Here is a 17,092-nt window from a genome sequence, read left to right as displayed (position 1 = left end):
GCATGTCAATTGGTACATTGGCCAACTGAAGAATTATTTATGATAAAGTTCCTGATAGAAAAAGAGTTTAAACAATTGCTTCGCAATTCGTTTCTTCCGAAATTGATTCTTGTATTTCCGTGCATGATTATGCTATTGATGCCTTGGGCGGTAAATCTGGAAATCAAGAATATACAGCTGAATATTGTGGATAATGACCATTCCGCTATTTCGCAACGTTTAGTGAATAAGATTGCTGCCTCCACTTACTTTCGCTTGGTAGAAATACCGGCCTCGTATGAAGAAGGTCTTCGAAACATTGAAATTGGAACGGCGGATATTGTGATGGAAATTCCGAGGCACTTGGAACGGGACTGGATGAATGGAGAGGATGCTCATGTATTGATAGCAGCCAATGCCGTGAATGGAACAAAAGGCGGTCTGGGCAGTTCTTATTTATCTTCTATCATTAATGATTATGCAGTCGAACTACGTTCGGAACATCCCGAAACAGCTACCGTTTCCGGCGCTTTCCCTTCCATACAGGTTGATACGCAGGGATTGTTTAATCCGAATCTGAACTATAAGCTCTATATGATTCCGGCATTGATGGTCATGTTGTTGACTTTGATTTGTGGTTTCTTGCCTGCATTGAATGTGGTTAGCGAGAAGGAAGTGGGGACAATAGAGCAAATCAATGTGACTCCGGTTCCGAAGTTTGTTTTTATTCTGGCAAAACTCTTGCCTTATTGGCTGATTGGTTTTTTAGTGCTGACGGTGTGTTTCATATTAGCTTGGTTAATTTATGGCATAGCACCTGTCGGACATTTTCTGTTGATTTACTTTTTCGCGGTTCTTTTTGTTCTGGTGATGTCCGGTTTCGGACTTGTCGTTTCCAACTATTCAGCAACGATGCAGCAAGCAATGTTTGTTATGTGGTTCTGTTTGTTGGTGGTGATTTTGATGAGCGGTTTGTTTACCCCCATTAGCAGCATGCCGGAATGGGCACAAATAATAACGATATTCAATCCTTTGAGGTATTTTATGGAGGTGATGCGAATGATATATCTGAAGGGGAGTGGTTTCTTTGATTTGCTGCCGCAGTTCGGAATATTGTTGCTTTTTGCAGTCGTGTTTAATAGTTGGGCGGTAATTAGTTATCGGAAGAACAACTGAAGATAATAAGGCGGCATTGCCTGCAAAGACAATAAAAAAACAGCTCGTTTCCCTTTAAGGGAGAGAGCTGTTTTTGATCCTTTTCATCACCGTCTCCGGTGAATAGTAAGTGGTTACTGTATTACTTTATTTCGATTTGTCTATTTGGCTTCTTTACTTCTTCTTCAGAGAGTTTCGGAAGTTCGATATTTAGAACGCCATGTTCTACAGATGCAGCAATTTTCTCTTTGTCTACATTATCCGGTAGAATCATTGTTTGTTGAAACTTAGAGTATGAGAATTCGCGACGCAGATAGCGACCGTCTTTCTTTTCCTCCTTGTTTTCAGTCTTCTTCTCCATGCTGATAACGAGGTTATTATCTTCATCAATGCGAACATTGAAATCATCCTTCGTCATACCCGGAGCAGCCAATTCCACTTTGTATTCTTTTTCTGTTTCCAAAACATTAATTGCAGGTGCAGTAGCATTTGCTTTTACCATCCAATCGTTATCAAAGAAATCATTAAAGATACTTGGTAACCAACTTTGAGTTCTTCTAACAGGCATCATAATTTTAGTCTCCTATCTTTAAGTTAAACATTCAGTTAATTATTCTTGAACTTCGGTATTTTCACTTCTGGTGGTTACCGGTTTTCCCGGTTTCCGTCATCCGCTCTCGAACCGTTGTTCGCTTCTATAAGTGCAAACCTTATGCCAAGTGATTTTTGAGACTAAAATTGTCTATTTGTCATTATAATAATGCCAATTTTGCAATGATGATGACAAAATGTATCCTGTTTTTATTTATTTTATATAAGATAGATATTAATTTGATAATATGTCTATTTCTTCTCGATTAGTTTGAATCTCATTCTTAATGTTTGCCTTTCTTTGTCATAGTCATAGCTAATGATTTTGAAAGTTCCCATTTCAGAAGTATTTGATACATGCAATCCGATACAGGCACAGGCGTCATAATCTCCAATGCGGACAATGCGAAGGGTAGGACTTGCGTTAGCAGGTAGTTTGCTTAAATCTACGATGTCTTTGGCCTGTTCGTGTGTCATATACTCAACAGTCACAGGTAGGTTTTGATCAATTGCTTCATTTACCATCTCTTCAATTGACTGGATTTGTTCTGCTGTCGGACATGAGGAAAGTATATAGTCACATTTGCTCTTTTTTCTTTCGATGTGGGCATTGCGGGAACGCGGGCAACCGAAGGCTTTCACCATGGTTGCGTTGAGTAGATGCTCTGCTGTATGCATAGGAGGATACTCCTGCTTGTTGTGGTCGTTGAGTTGAATTTGTTGTTCCATAAATTATTTCAATAACTTTTTATTTTTGATATCTTCTAGTATGCTCATTTGTTGAATTGCTATTTGATTTAATTTGATAAGTCTGTCTTTGGGTGTCAAACCTTCATTTATGAAAACGGCATTTAAATTTTCCATGTTTGATAAGCAGATAAGTTCATTGATTGAGGCATAATCACGAATATTACCTTTTAAATTAGGGTGTGTATCACGCCATTCTAAGGCTGTCATTCCAAACATGGCTACATTAAGGATATCAGCTTCGCTGGCATAAATCATGGATGCTTGCTGTGGAGTGATTTCTTGAGGGATAAGATGCTGCTTGATTGCATCAGTATGAATATGATAATTAATTTTAGATAGTTCTCGCTTTGCTGACCAACCAATTTGAGCTTGCTCTTGCTCTTTGAGACGTTGGAATTCTTTTACTATATATAACTCAAATTCAACAGAAATCCAACTTGCAAATTTGAATGCAATATCTTTGTGAGCAAAAGTGCCGCCATATCTTCCGGATTTGGATATGAGTCCAATAGCACAGGTCGTTTCTATCCATTTTTGAGGAGAAAGAGTGAATGCATTTAAACCTGCTTCTTTTCTAAACCCCTCGAATTCGAGGGGTTTAAAATGGGGGTTATATAATATTTCCCATAATCCTAGATATTCAATAGTCATTCTATTACGTAGCCAGTTGGCAATAACAGTATTAGTATCTGTTGTCTTGTATTTAGCTATGTCGGTTAAAGAAATATAATCTGTATCGTTGATCTTTAAGATAGTAACGTCTGTGGTCTGAACTGTAATCTTTGCCATATTCTGATTTTTCAGTAAAGGTAAAGTTATATTTGGGAATAAAGAAACGTATATATCACTTTTTATTCAAGGTATGTTAAACTCACTTCTAATATATAGGCATAAAAAAAGGAGCAACGCCTTGCTCCAACCTTTGTTAACCTTAAATCTAATACTATGAAAAACACATTGCAAAGATACGGACTATTGGGAAATTAGCAAATAATCCAAGTAAAATAGCATGTTATATAACATAGATTAAGAAAAATATCTTTCGTCTTAACGGTTATTCGATATTTTGGGCGTCTATGTATGGAGTTTTTTTTATCTTTGTGCAAAATATCATATTACTAATACTTAATATAAACATGGATAAAAGAAGATTGAGCCAATGGATGTTATTGGCTATTGTTTGCTTGAGTTTCTCAATAGGAGAAAGCTATGCACAGAAAAATGATTTTGGAAATTTAGCTCGTTATTCAAAACAAAATGCCGCACTTCCACAGGCGACAAAGAAAGACAAACGGGTTATTTTTCTGGGAAATTCCATTACGGAAGGGTGGGTACGTACTCATCCGGACTTTTTCAAATCAAACGGTTACATCGGTCGTGGAATCAGTGGGCAGACTTCCTATCAATTCTTGTTGCGTTTTCGGGAAGATGTGATTAATCTTTCTCCTGCTTTAGTGGTGATTAATGCCGGAACCAATGATGTCGCCGAAAATACACAAACTTATAATGAAGATTATACATTTGGAAACATCGTTTCTATGACAGAATTGGCAAAAGCAAATAAGATAAAAGTGATTCTGACTTCTGTATTGCCTGCCGCTGCATTTAAATGGAGAATGGAAATAAAAGATGTTCCACAGAAAATTAAATCTTTAAATGATCGGATTGAGGCTTATGCAAAAGCTAATAAAATTCCGTTTGTTAATTATTATAAGGCAATGGTGGATGAAAATCAGGCCTTGAATCCCCAATATACTAAAGATGGAGTTCATCCGACAGGCGAGGGGTATGATATTATGGAGCCGTTGATTAAGAGTGCGATAGAGAAATCGCTCTAAGGTTTATTGATGTAAATTTTGAAATATAAATGCTGTCTGATAATAAAGTTGGGCAGCATTTATTGTGAATGTGCACTTCTATGGATATAGTTGTTGAAAAGGTTTTAGATGACGTATAGACATAAAAAAAGGAGCAACGCCTTGCTCCAACCTTTGTTAACCTTAAATCTAATACTATGAAAAACACAATGCAAAGATACGGAGTTCCGGCAACTTTGCAAATTATCAGCTACTAATTGGTGTTTTTATAACACTAATTAATAGATTGAATCCTGTGTTACAGTTTTGTTAAGAGTTTCAACCTTTGACAATCATTGTGTAAGATATGAAGAGTGGGAGTTTTTACCCCCATTTCTCTTTCATCAAATCTTCCAGTTTCAACAACTCGTCACGGTATTGTGCAGCTTCAATAAATTCGAGTTTCTTGGCTGCTTCTTGCATCAGTTTGCGAGTACGTTCGATACTCTTTTCCATTTGCGCTTTACTCATATACTGCACTACCGGATCTGCTGCAATGTTCGGAGTAGAAGGTTCTACATAAGCATGTTTTTCTTTTAGCAGTTCATCCGCCTCTTTTGCATTACCGAATACCGACAAGTTTCTGGCCTTTTTAATCTGTTGCGGAGTAATTCCGTTTGCTTCATTGTATGCCAACTGTTTTTCGCGGCGGCGATTGGTTTCGTCAATCGTCAGTTTCATGCTATCCGTCATTCTGTCCGCATACATGATTACCTTGCCGTTTACATTACGGGCAGCACGTCCTGCGGTTTGCGTCAGCGAACGGTGGGAGCGGAGGAATCCTTCTTTGTCAGCGTCAAGAATAGCAACGAGCGACACTTCCGGAAGATCGAGTCCCTCACGGAGCAGGTTGACTCCGATAAGCACATCATAGATTCCTTGCCGGAGATCATCCATAATCTTCACACGTTCCAATGTATCAACATCACTATGGATATAGTTACATCTTACATTATTATTAAGAAGATACTCTGCCAGTTCTTCTGCCATTCGTTTGGTTAGTGTGGTGACGAGTACGCGTTCTTCCTTTTCAATGCGGAGCTGGATTTCTTCCATTAAGTCGTCAATCTGATTAAGACTCGGGCGCACTTCGATGACAGGATCAAGCAGTCCCGTAGGACGAATCACCTGCTCTACGACGATACCTTCAGACTGAATCAATTCATAATCTGCCGGTGTGGCACTGACATAAATTACCTGTTTCGCCATTTCCTGAAACTCTTCGAATTTCAACGGACGGTTGTCCATAGCCGCAGGCAATCGGAAACCATACTCCACCAGATTGATTTTACGTGCACGGTCTCCTCCGTACATCGCACGGATTTGGGGTACACTTACGTGGCTTTCGTCAATGACAATCAGAAAATCATCCGGAAAGAAATCGAGCAGACAATAAGGACGAGTGCCGGCAGCACGACCGTCGAAATAACGGGAATAATTCTCAATTCCGGAGCAATGCCCTAACTCCCGGATCATTTCCATATCGTAAGTCACCCGTTCATATAGTCGTTTGGCTTCATATTCTTTACCGATAGACTCGAAGAATGCCACTTGTTTGGTTAGATCATCTTCTATTTCGTGGATAGCACGGAGAGTTGCCTCTTTGGTCGTCATAAACAAATTGGCCGGATAAATCTTATAGGCGTCGAATGGAGCAATGGTGACTCCTGTGATCGGGTCTACCTCTTCTATGCCATCAATCTCATCCCCCCAAAAGGTGACACGGAGCAGATTGTCGGTATAAGCCAGATAGATATCCACGGTATCACCTTTAACGCGGAAATTGCCACGGTTCAAGTCGATATCATTGCGGACATACAAACTGTCTACCAGACGACGTAAAAACACATTACGGTCCATCATCCGTCCCCGTTCTATTTCAATGACATTTTTGTAGAAGTCCGAAGGATTTCCCATACCGTAGATGCAAGATACGGAAGAAACCACTACCACGTCTTTTCGGCCGGAGAGTAGGGCAGAAGTGGCTGCGAGTCGAAGCTTGTCGATTTCGTCATTGATGGCAAGATCTTTCTCTATATAAGTATCACTGCTCGGGAGATAGGCCTCCGGCTGATAATAGTCATAGTAAGAAACGTAATATTCTACCGCGTTATTGGGGAAGAATCCTTTAAACTCGCTATAGAGTTGGGCAGCCAATGTCTTGTTATGGCTCAAAATCAACGTGGGTTTGTTGATATTGGCGATCACATTGGCAATGGTAAATGTTTTTCCCGACCCGGTCACTCCCAGTAAAGTCTGTGCGGGAACCCCCTGAAGTACCCCTTCAGTCAGTTGTGCTATCGCTTCCGGCTGATCCCCGGTAGGTTTATAAGCTGATGTTAGTTCATAATTCATAGTTAAATCCTAAAAAGTGGAGCAATATTCGGTAAAATAATCGAGATAACAAATCATTTTTCCAAATAAATCCTTTACTTTGCAACATATTAATATCAAAAAACAGATTCATACAACTAGTAATACCAGAAACACATGATTTGGAATGAGAGCATTGAGTGTATGGACCGCGAAAGTCTTCGCAAGATTCAAAGCATACGACTCAAGAAAATTGTAGATTACGTCTATCACAACACTCCTTTCTATCGAAAGAAGATGCAGGAAATGGGAATAACTCCCGATGATATCAATAGTATTGATGATATTGTAAAACTGCCGTTTACCACGAAACATGATTTAAGAGATAATTATCCGTTCGGACTTTGTGCCGTGCCGATGAGCCAGATTGTACGTATTCATGCCTCTTCCGGAACGACCGGAAAGCCGACGGTTGTCGGATATACCCGCAAGGACTTGGCTTCTTGGGCGGAATGTATATCACGTGCTTTTACCGCTTACGGAGCGGGCCGTTCTGATATTTTTCAGGTATCATACGGATACGGACTGTTTACGGGCGGACTGGGGGCACATGCCGGAGCCGAGAATATCGGCGCTTCTGTTATTCCGATGTCCAGTGGCAATACAGAAAAACAGATCACCTTGATGCATGATTTCGGGTCGACAGTGCTTTGTTGCACTCCTTCTTATGCGCTTTATCTGGCAGATGCAATCAAAGATTCCGGTTTGCCGCGTGAAGAATTTCAACTGAAAGCCGGTGCGTTCGGTGCGGAACCTTGGACGGAAAATATGCGTCATGAAATTGAAGAGAAATTGGGAATCAAAGCATACGATATTTATGGGTTGAGTGAGATTGCCGGACCGGGTGTCGGTTACGAGTGCGAATGTCAGAATGGTACTCACTTGAATGAAGACCATTATTTCCCGGAAATTATCGATCCGAATACATTGCAACCGGTTGAGCCGGGACAAACGGGCGAGCTGGTGTTTACCCACCTGACCAAAGAGGGGATGCCGTTGCTCCGTTACCGTACGCGTGATTTGACTGCCTTGCATCATGATAAATGTTCTTGCGGTCGTACATTAGTACGTATGGATCGTATTTTGGGACGCAGTGATGATATGATGATTATCCGTGGTGTGAACGTATTCCCGACACAGATTGAATCTGTCATCCTTGAAATGGCAGAATTTGAACCGCATTATCTGTTGATAGTGGGGCGTGAAAACAATACCGATACGATGGAGCTTCAGGTTGAAGTACGTCCGGAATTCTATTCTGATGAAATCAACAAAATGCTGGCTTTGAAGAAAAAGTTGGGTGGACGTTTGCAAAGCGTACTTGGATTGGGAGTCAACGTGAAACTGGTAGAGCCTCGCAGCATTGAGCGTAGCGTAGGTAAAGCAAAACGTGTGATTGATAACAGAAAAATGTAAATAAGTATTAGGTAACCTAATACCTGTTACCTAATACTTAATACTTATTACTTAATACTTTAATAAATATGGTAGCAAAACAACTTTCTATCTTTTTGGAAAATAAGTCAGGCCGTTTGACGGAAGTGACTGAAGTGCTGGCGAAAGAAAATATCAATCTTTCTGCCTTGTGCATTGCCGAAAATGCTGATTTTGGTATTTTGCGTGGAATAGTATCTGATCCGGATAAAGCATACAAAGCTTTAAAAGATAATCATTTTGCAGTGAATGTGACTGATGTAGTAGGTATAAGCTGTCCCAATATACCGGGTGCTTTGGCAAAAGTGCTGGGATATTTATCAGATGAGGGTGTATTTATTGAATATATGTATTCGTTTGCCAATAACAATATTGCAAATGTGGTAATTCGCCCCAGCAATCTGGATAAATGTATCGAGGTGCTGAAAGAAAAGAAAGTCGATCTGTTGGCTGCAAGTGATTTGTACAAGCTGTAAATATAGCAGTAAACGATAAACTGGGAACGGTAAATAGCTGTGTTGTCTTTGAATGGGATAACACATTTGTTTGCCGTTTTTTTGCTATAAAAAATAGTGACGCTATCCGATGCGGATAGTGACGGTATATGCCACTGATACCGTCACTATCCCGAGCATATACCGTCACTATTTTTTTTCTGCCTTATAACAAGGTATCTGATGTTTGTTCGTCAGGTTTATGTCAGTCATGATTTCTGTGTGATTCGTTTATTACCTGCCATTTATAGTTTGGCGTTTGCGATTCGACGTCATTTTCTCTCCTTTTGTCGATGTTTAACGCCTTTTATGTATTAAAAAACACAGATTAATTGCTAAATTCCCAGCGAATAAGTAACTTTGCGCATTATTTTTAAATAGGATGAAGAAAAATATCATTATAACTTTGCTTGCGGCGGCTACTCTAACATCATGTGGAGAGTACAATAAATTGCTGAAAAGCACCGATTACGAATACAAGTACGAAGCCGCCAAAAACTATTTTGCGAAGGGACAGTATAATCGTTCAGCTACTTTGCTGAATGAGTTGATAACCATTCTTAAAGGAACCGATAAAGCGGAAGAGTCTTTGTATATGTTGGGAATGAGTTATTATAATCAGAAAGATTATCAGACAGCTGCCCAGACATTTATCACCTATTTTAATACATATCCCCGTGGTACTTTTACCGAACTGGCACGTTTCCATGCAGGTAAAGCTTTATTTCTGGATACCCCGGAACCACGTTTGGATCAATCAAGCACTTATCAGGCTATCCAGCAGTTGCAGATGTTCATGGAGTATTTCCCGAACAGCACAAAGAAGCAGGAAGCACAGGATATGATTTTTGCTTTGCAGGATAAGCTGGTTTTGAAAGAACTTTATTCTGCAAGATTATATTATAATCTGGGTAATTATTTAGGCAATAACTATGAGTCTTGTGTAATCACAGCTCAAAATGCACTGAAGGATTATCCTTATACTGATTATCGTGAAGAACTTTCTATCTTGATTCTGCGTGCGAGACACGAAATGGCTATCTATAGTGTAGAAGACAAGAAGATGGATCGTTACCGCGAAACAGTGGACGAATATTATGCTTTCAAGAATGAATTTCCCGAAAGTAAATATCTGAAAGAAGCCGAGAAAATATTCAATGAATCACAAAAAGTAATTAAAGACTAAATTTAAATAGATTTATGGACTACAAAAAAACGAATGCTCCTGCTACAACAGTAACCCGTGACATGATGGAACTCTGTGCTGATACAGGTAATGTTTATGAAACTGTTGCCATTATTGGCAAGCGTGCTAATCAGATCAGTGTAGAAATCAAAAACGATCTTTCAAAGAAATTGGCAGAGTTTGCCTCTTACAATGACAATTTGGAAGAAGTATTTGAAAATAGAGAGCAAATCGAAATTTCTCGTTATTATGAGAAATTGCCGAAACCGGACTTGATTGCTACGCAAGAATACATCGAAGGGAAAATATATTATAGAAATCCGGCTAAGGAGAAAGAAAAACTTCAGTAATTTATTTTCTGACAAAAATTGATAGTCAAGTAGTAAGTGGGATCATCATCCCTGCTCCTTATTGCTTGGCTATTATTGTTTAACTCAACTACTATTTAGAATACTTATGATTCAACGAATTCAAACAGTTTATTTATTGATTGTTGCAGGATTGCTGATTACAGCGATGTGTATGCCGATGGGTTACTTTATTGATACAATGGGTGAACATCCTTTTAAGGTATTAGGATTGGAAGTGAACGATGCTTTTCAGTCTACATGGGGCTTATTCGGGATTCTAATGCTTAGCACTATCGTTGCCGTGGCTACCATTTTTTTATATAAGAACCGTATGTTGCAGATTCGTATGACGATTTTCAATAGCTTATTGTTGGTAGGTTATTACATTGCCGCCCTCGCTTTTTATTTTGCGTTGAAGAATGATGCAAATATGTTTCGGGTAGGCTGGGCATTGTGTTTACCACTTATTTCCATCATTCTGAATATATTGGCTATTCGTGCTATTGGACGTGACGAGGTGATGGTAAAGGCTGCGGATAGATTGAGATAAATTTCCTCCCTATACTTTGGGTTATTCGTTAATATGATTAATGAAAAGCATCGCTTTATAAGGGTTAAAGCGATGCTTTTTGCTCTCTAAAGCTATGCTTTAGCATCTTCTAAAGAGTAGCCCTAAAACGATATTTTGTAATGCTCAAATTCCTTCTCTCGAAAGGAGAAGGTTTTATTTCTTCAGGTCAAATAAGTATGTGAGCTTTATGGTGATTGTTCCATGCGCTGCACGGGCGAAATAGTCTTTCTTTGTGGTGCTGTAAAAGTCAGACAGCGCAAAATAGTAACGGCCTTCAACGATGAAACTACCGGCTTTTTTTGTTCGGAGTTCTACACCGCCGCCGCCGGCAATACCATAGTCGAATTTATTTTGAATCTTAACTCCATACACGGCTTTCTGTGTATTGGAAAGTTGGTCCATGTTTACACCTGAAATAGTCTCTGACTCTCCGATGAGAAAGCTAATTTGCGGACCTGCATGAACAAAGAATTGTAATCCTCTGTCTCGTCCGAAAGCAAGGTGGGCAAGGAAAGGAATATCGATATAAGTCATTTTACGGGTGTAAGTTTGAGTAGGGTCTTTCACCATTTCTCCGTTTTCCCCTGGTATCTCAAACAATTGGTCCCAGCCCCTTTGCGAGAAATTTAATTCGACTTGTGCGCCACAAATCATGGCAAAATACTTCTCGGATATATAGCGTGCCGTCAATCCTCCGGTAATTCCCATCAAGCTATTTTGCTTGATGCTGGGAGTGAAAGAAACACTGTTTAGGTTGACGCCTCCATTGACACCTACTGATAAATTACTTCGTGCTTCTCCAATTTGGGCAGTGGCAGGAAGGGCAAATCCTGTAAGTAGGAGTGTTGCAATCAAAAATGGTTTTATCTTTATCATTTTCGTATTATTCGAAGTCAAGTTTTACTAATTCAAAATTCTTAGTGAAACGTATGAAGAACACTTTCTTATTAATAAATCCTCCCCAGTTGTTCACGCGCTGGAATTTGAATCCTGTCTGAATCGGAGTCAGATTCATCTTAGGCAGATTGTTTTCCAATTCCGAGCCATAGAGCGATAATCCCTTCAGGAAGAAGAAACCGGTGTCGAAGCCAAGCATTGCGTAATTAGGGTATTTGCTCGCCAAATCTTTGCTATACCATTTATGATAAGCGTTGGTGAATTGCACAGCTGCCGGGAACAATGTATTTGTATAGAATGAAGAGTAGAAATATACATCCAACTCAAAGAAATTTTCCAGGTGATCTCTGGTGTAAGTCTGCCATTCCGGATAGCCGAACAAGTGAATTTTTTCTGCAGGATTCTCTCTGACTAATAGCGTTAGTTGAGGAAGTACCTTAATCAGTAAGACATTATTGCCCGATGTCGGGATAAAGATGTTTTCTTTATCACTGCGAAGTGCTGCTTTCAATGTTTCTTTAGTTGCGCTTTCGCTGACGGTTCTCATTGGAATTCCTTTGCTTTTCAACTCTTGTTTCAAGCCGCTGATAAATTCAGCTTTCTCCTTGTCAGCACTTGACGGTTCGATGAAAATAACGTTCGCATTAGGGAATTGACGGGTGAAATGCTCATAAACCTCTGAATACAAATAAGATTGAGGTGTATTAATCTGATAAACGGCAGGATTGTTGAATACTTCTTCTCCCTTTTGAGAGAAAGGAATCACCAGACGTATGTCGTTCTTCTCCGCGAAGTCTGACAATGGTTTTATTTGATTCTGATGCATCGGACCGAAGATGATATTCATACTCTTCATCTCGTTTTTGGCAAGAATCGTATTTAATGTAGAAATCTCTTTTCCACAATCATATACATATAAATCAAGAGAAATGCCCGTACGTTTCAGACTGTCTACTGCCATCAGGAAACCTTCGTAATATTCCACCATGCGTTTGTCCTCCTGGAAAGGCAACAACAAGGCAGCCTTAATGGTAGACAGTTTTTGGGGAGTCTCCTTGCTTTTGCGGAAAAGCTCGCTATTGCTGGGAGGAACAGCGTATGGATCTTCCTTCTGTGTAGGTTGTACGGTGGTTGCTGCCGGGTAGGGGATGCAAAGGAATTGTCCCTTTTTCATGCCCTTTTTCAGTTCCGGGTTAGCGGCAATCAACTCCTGCTCGCTGATTCCGTATTCACGGCTCACGCTGAATATAGTCTCTTTGCGTTTTACCTTGTGCATATCCTTACATCTTGGAACAACCGGACCTTGGATGGTCGATTGTTCAGTAGGTGTTTGAACTACAGCATCAGCTTGTACTTCTTTTTTCTGCGGAATCAGAATAACTTGTCCGATACGGAAATTCTCGGCACTCAAACCTGGGTTTGCTTCACAAATATCTTTGGCGGACACATTATACATCGTTGTCAGTTTGTACAATGTTTCTCCGGCTTGAATCGTATGGAATGTTTCTCCCTTCTGACTCTCTTTTCCTGTAGGGATTTTGATGGTCTGTCCGGCGTAGATCTTTTCGTCACAACCTGAATTCAGACGTATGATGTCTGACGTAGTGACATTATACATCTTGGAAATGGAGTATAAACTTTGTCCTTTTTCGATGGTATGCAAGAAATAAGATTGGTTTTCCTGTGCATAACTGATAGCGTATGAAACGCTTATAAAAAGCAGAAATAAGAATATTCGGTTTATCGGTTTCATCAAATTATAACTATTGGTTCTTGAAATCAAGGAACAAAGGTACAAATAATGCCCTATATCTTCATAAGATTTGAGTTAAGAAAATAATATTGTGCTTTTTTAGGAGCATATTTCGGGCGGAAACATTAATTTTGCAACATTTATGGAAGGATATGAATATGCAGGAAACAGAATATATTAATGTGTACGGTGCGCGCGTGCACAATTTGAAGGACATTGATGCCGAGATTCCCCGTAACAGCTTGACTGTTATCACCGGATTGAGCGGTAGTGGAAAATCTTCTTTAGCCTTCGATACAATTTTTGCCGAAGGACAGCGCCGCTATATCGAAACTTTTTCAGCGTATGCCCGCAATTTCCTGGGCAATCTGGAACGTCCGGATGTCGATAAAATAACAGGCTTGAGTCCGGTTATCTCCATTGAACAGAAAACAACGAATAAAAATCCCCGTTCTACCGTAGGAACAACTACCGAGATCTACGATTATCTCCGTTTGTTGTATGCCCGTGCGGGAATCGCCTATTCGTATCTGTCGGGGGAAGAAATGGTGAAGTACACCGAAGAGCAGATTCTGGATTTGATTCTGAAAGATTATAAAGGAAAGAAAATATACCTGCTGGCGCCATTGGTACGTTCACGTAAAGGACATTATAGAGAACTTTTTGAACAGATACGCAAAAAAGGATATTTATATGTACGGGTGGACGGTGAAGTGCGTGAAATTACGCATGGTATGAAGCTCGACCGTTATAAGAACCACGATGTGGAAGTGGTTATCGATAAATTAGTGGTTGCAGAGAAAGATGACCGGCGTCTGAAACAGAGTGTGGCAACTGCCATGCGTCAGGGAGACGGGCTGATGATGATTCTGGATGCCCAGTCCGAAAGTATCCGGCATTATAGTAAGCGGCTCATGTGTCCTGTCACCGGGTTGTCTTATCGTGAACCGGCCCCGCACAACTTCTCGTTCAATTCACCGCAAGGAGCGTGTCCGAAGTGTAAAGGGTTGGGAGTAGTCAATCAGATTGACGTGGACAAAGTGATTCCTGACCGTGAACTTTCCATTTATGAAGGTGCGATAGCTCCTTTGGGAAAATATAAGAATGCGATGATTTTCTGGCAAATAGGTGCTTTGCTTGAAAAATATGATGCAACGCTGAAAACACCGATTAAGGAGTTGCCGGACGATGCGATTGATGAAGTATTGTACGGATCTGACGAACGGATTAAAATCAAGAGTTCACTGATCGGCACTTCATCCGATTACTTTGTTACCTATGAAGGAGTGGTGAAGTATATTCAGATGTTGCAGGAAAAAGATGCTTCTGCGACAGCGCAGAAATGGGCGGAACAGTTTGCCAAAACAACGGTTTGTCCTGAATGTAAAGGGGCCCGCTTAAATAAGGAAGCGCTGCATTTCCGCATCCATGATAAGAATATTAATGAATTGGCAAACATGGACATCAACGAGTTGTATGACTGGTTGATGAAGGTAGATGAGTTCCTTTCCGATAAGCAGAAGAAAATATCAGTGGAGATTCTGAAAGAGATTCGTACGCGTTTGAAGTTCCTGTTGGATGTCGGTTTGGATTATCTGGCACTGAACCGTAGTTCTGTCAGCCTTTCCGGTGGTGAGAGCCAGCGTATCCGTTTGGCTACGCAGATTGGTTCTCAATTGGTGAATGTGCTTTATATTCTCGACGAGCCGAGTATCGGTTTGCATCAGCGTGATAATTTGCGCCTTATCAACTCTTTGAAAGAACTTCGTGACATGGGAAACTCTGTGATTGTGGTGGAACATGATAAGGATATGATGCTGGCTGCCGACTATGTCATCGATATGGGACCAAAAGCCGGACGTCTCGGTGGAGAAGTTGTTTTTGCAGGAACTCCCCAGGAGATGCTGAAAACCGATACGATGACTTCGCAATACCTGAATGGAAAGATGAAGATAGAAATCCCCGCCAAGCGTAGAAAAGGAAACGGAAAATCTATCTGGCTGAAAGGAGCGAAAGGGAATAACCTGAAGAATGTCGATGTAGAGTTTCCGTTAGGTAAACTAATTTGTGTGACGGGTGTATCAGGAAGCGGAAAATCTACTTTGATTAATGAAACTCTGCAACCTATTCTGTCGCAGAAGTTCTACCGTTCTTTGCAGGATCCTTTGGAATACGATTCGATTGAAGGATTGGAAAACATCGATAAGGTAGTGAATGTCGATCAATCACCTTTGGGGCGTACGCCACGTTCCAATCCAGCTACCTATACCGGTGTGTTTTCTGATATTCGTAATTTGTTTGTAGGGCTTCCGGAAGCTAAGATTCGCGGTTACAAACCGGGACGTTTCTCCTTTAATGTTTCGGGTGGACGTTGTGAAGCCTGTACGGGAAATGGTTATAAGACAATTGAAATGAATTTTCTTCCTGATGTATATGTGCCTTGTGAAGTATGTCACGGCAAACGTTATAATCGGGAAACACTGGAAGTACGTTTCAAGGGAAAATCAATTGCCGATGTGCTGGACATGACAATCAACCGTGCCGTAGAATTCTTTGAAAACGTTCCGCAAATCTTGAATAAGATAAAAGTATTGCAGGATGTCGGACTCGGATATATAAAGTTAGGACAATCTTCTACCACTCTTTCCGGTGGAGAAAGCCAGCGTGTGAAGCTGGCAACGGAACTATCGAAAAGAGACACAGGCAAGACCCTTTATATCCTTGATGAACCGACTACCGGACTTCATTTTGAAGATATCCGCGTACTGATGGGAGTACTGAATAAGCTTGTGGATAAAGGTAATACGGTTATTGTCATCGAACACAATCTGGATGTGATTAAAATGGCGGATTATATTATCGATATGGGCCCTGAAGGTGGTAAGGGCGGGGGAGAACTCCTTAGTTACGGAACCCCGGAAGAAGTTGCGAAGAGCCATAAGGGATATACACCTAAATTTCTTCGCGAAGAACTGGGACTCTAATTTGAAGCAGAGAGTGAGGGCGTTCCCCTAATAAAGTCAACTATCCCTAGCTATATTAATTAAGGCACGGATTACACAGTTTTTATTTAATTAGAGCCGTGTAATCCGTGCCTTAATAAAAGTCATAGAGGACTTTGTCTCCCACTAATTCTTTATTTATCAGATATAGAAAGTATAATTACAACGAAAATGAAAATCAATAAAACAAATGCCGCGCGGCTGTTAGATAAGGCTAAGATAGCCTATGAATTGATTCCCTACGAAGTGGATGAAAACGACTTGAGTGCTGTTCATGTAGCAGCAGATTTAGGAGAAAACATTGAGCAAGTGTTTAAGACTCTTGTTCTGCACGGCGATAAAAGCGGATATTTTGTCTGTGTCATTCCAGGAGAACATGAAGTTGACTTGAAACTGGCAGCTAAAGCTTCAGGTAATAAGAAGTGCGATTTGATTCCCGTAAAAGAACTTCTGCCACTTACCGGATATATCCGGGGAGGTTGTTCGCCTATCGGCATGAAGAAACATTTTCCTACTTATATCCATGAAACCAGTCGGCAGTTTCCGTATATTTATGTAAGTGCCGGAGTGAGGGGGCTTCAGATAAAAATAGCTCCGGAAGATTTGATTCGTGAATCCAGGGCAGAAATTTGTCGTTTATTTGAGGAGTAGTTTAACAAATCATTGTGCAAAAACTCAAGAAAAAGTATATATTTGCAAGA

15 protein-coding genes are annotated in these 17,092 nt (G+C 40.4%); 9 read left to right on the top strand and 6 right to left on the bottom strand.

What is annotated here, in order from left to right; all coding sequences use genetic code 11:
• Positions 1 to 39 precede the first annotated feature (39 nt).
• Complete coding sequence (locus GD631_RS17475; RefSeq protein WP_143259784.1) at positions 40 to 1,155, top strand: ABC transporter permease; 1,116 nt, start codon at positions 40 to 42, stop codon at positions 1,153 to 1,155.
• Positions 1,156 to 1,276: 121 nt separating this feature from the next.
• Here GD631_RS17475 and GD631_RS17470 read toward each other — a convergent pair whose 3' ends face one another.
• The 3 genes from GD631_RS17470 to GD631_RS17460 all read right to left on the bottom strand — a co-directional run bounded on the left by GD631_RS17470 (position 1,277) and on the right by GD631_RS17460 (position 3,264).
• Positions 1,277 to 1,705, bottom strand: coding sequence for an Hsp20/alpha crystallin family protein (locus GD631_RS17470; protein ID WP_004300008.1), 429 nt, complete (start codon positions 1,703 to 1,705; stop codon positions 1,277 to 1,279).
• Between the two features lie 272 nt (positions 1,706 to 1,977).
• The gene (locus GD631_RS17465; protein ID WP_143259783.1) at positions 1,978 to 2,454 is read right to left on the bottom strand and encodes an alanyl-tRNA editing protein; all 477 of its coding nucleotides are present in this window, start codon (positions 2,452 to 2,454) and stop codon (positions 1,978 to 1,980) included.
• A gap of 3 nt (positions 2,455 to 2,457) precedes the next feature.
• Positions 2,458 to 3,264, bottom strand: a complete 807-nt coding sequence (locus tag GD631_RS17460; protein WP_143259781.1) for a KilA-N domain-containing protein — start codon at positions 3,262 to 3,264, stop codon at positions 2,458 to 2,460.
• 347 nt (positions 3,265 to 3,611) lie between these two features.
• Here GD631_RS17460 and GD631_RS17455 point away from each other — a divergent pair, with 347 nt between their 5' ends.
• Entirely contained in the window at positions 3,612 to 4,313 is a 702-nt protein-coding gene (locus GD631_RS17455; protein ID WP_185911500.1) for an SGNH/GDSL hydrolase family protein, read from the top strand.
• 342 nt (positions 4,314 to 4,655) lie between these two features.
• Here the strand turns inward: GD631_RS17455 and uvrB are convergent, their stop codons facing one another.
• Positions 4,656 to 6,686 (bottom strand): excinuclease ABC subunit UvrB, encoded by a 2,031-nt coding sequence (gene uvrB, locus GD631_RS17450; protein ID WP_143259779.1) that lies wholly within the window; start codon positions 6,684 to 6,686, stop codon positions 4,656 to 4,658.
• A 135-nt stretch (positions 6,687 to 6,821) separates the two neighbouring features.
• Here uvrB and GD631_RS17445 point away from each other — a divergent pair, with 135 nt between their 5' ends.
• From GD631_RS17445 to GD631_RS17425, 5 genes are all read left to right on the top strand, one after another.
• Complete coding sequence (locus GD631_RS17445; protein WP_143259777.1) at positions 6,822 to 8,120, top strand: phenylacetate--CoA ligase family protein; 1,299 nt, start codon at positions 6,822 to 6,824, stop codon at positions 8,118 to 8,120.
• 68 nt (positions 8,121 to 8,188) lie between these two features.
• A complete protein-coding gene (locus tag GD631_RS17440; protein WP_008022809.1) occupies positions 8,189 to 8,614 on the top strand; it encodes an ACT domain-containing protein in 426 nt (141 codons plus the stop codon).
• A 400-nt stretch (positions 8,615 to 9,014) separates the two neighbouring features.
• Positions 9,015 to 9,818 (top strand): outer membrane protein assembly factor BamD, encoded by an 804-nt coding sequence (locus GD631_RS17435; RefSeq protein WP_004312707.1) that lies wholly within the window; start codon positions 9,015 to 9,017, stop codon positions 9,816 to 9,818.
• A gap of 14 nt (positions 9,819 to 9,832) precedes the next feature.
• Positions 9,833 to 10,168, top strand: a complete 336-nt coding sequence (locus GD631_RS17430) for a DNA-directed RNA polymerase subunit omega (RefSeq protein ID WP_004299989.1) — start codon at positions 9,833 to 9,835, stop codon at positions 10,166 to 10,168.
• A gap of 106 nt (positions 10,169 to 10,274) precedes the next feature.
• Positions 10,275 to 10,718 carry a DUF4293 domain-containing protein gene (locus GD631_RS17425; RefSeq protein ID WP_143259775.1) on the top strand — a complete coding sequence of 148 codons (444 nt, stop codon included), beginning with the start codon at positions 10,275 to 10,277 and terminating at the stop codon, positions 10,716 to 10,718.
• Positions 10,719 to 10,892: 174 nt separating this feature from the next.
• Here GD631_RS17425 and GD631_RS17420 read toward each other — a convergent pair whose 3' ends face one another.
• The gene (locus GD631_RS17420; RefSeq protein ID WP_143259773.1) at positions 10,893 to 11,615 is read right to left on the bottom strand and encodes a porin family protein; all 723 of its coding nucleotides are present in this window, start codon (positions 11,613 to 11,615) and stop codon (positions 10,893 to 10,895) included.
• 7 nt (positions 11,616 to 11,622) lie between these two features.
• Positions 11,623 to 13,389 carry a LysM peptidoglycan-binding domain-containing protein gene (locus GD631_RS17415; RefSeq protein WP_143259771.1) on the bottom strand — a complete coding sequence of 589 codons (1,767 nt, stop codon included), beginning with the start codon at positions 13,387 to 13,389 and terminating at the stop codon, positions 11,623 to 11,625.
• A 158-nt stretch (positions 13,390 to 13,547) separates the two neighbouring features.
• On the opposite strand from GD631_RS17415, the gene uvrA reads away from it, so the two are divergent.
• Both uvrA and ybaK read left to right on the top strand, forming a co-directional pair.
• Positions 13,548 to 16,373: an excinuclease ABC subunit UvrA gene (uvrA, locus tag GD631_RS17410; protein WP_143259769.1), complete on the top strand. Its 2,826-nt coding sequence runs from the start codon at positions 13,548 to 13,550 to the stop codon at positions 16,371 to 16,373.
• Between the two features lie 189 nt (positions 16,374 to 16,562).
• A complete protein-coding gene (ybaK, locus tag GD631_RS17405; RefSeq protein WP_143259767.1) occupies positions 16,563 to 17,042 on the top strand; it encodes a Cys-tRNA(Pro) deacylase in 480 nt (159 codons plus the stop codon).
• Positions 17,043 to 17,092: the final 50 nt, after the last annotated feature.

Origin of the sequence: Bacteroides luhongzhouii (genome assembly GCF_009193295.2) — a bacterium.
GTDB classification, from domain to species: Bacteria; Bacteroidota; Bacteroidia; order Bacteroidales; family Bacteroidaceae; genus Bacteroides; species Bacteroides luhongzhouii.
The sequence above is the reverse complement of the archived record's forward strand: the minus strand, read 5'-3'. Positions and strand labels throughout refer to the sequence as shown.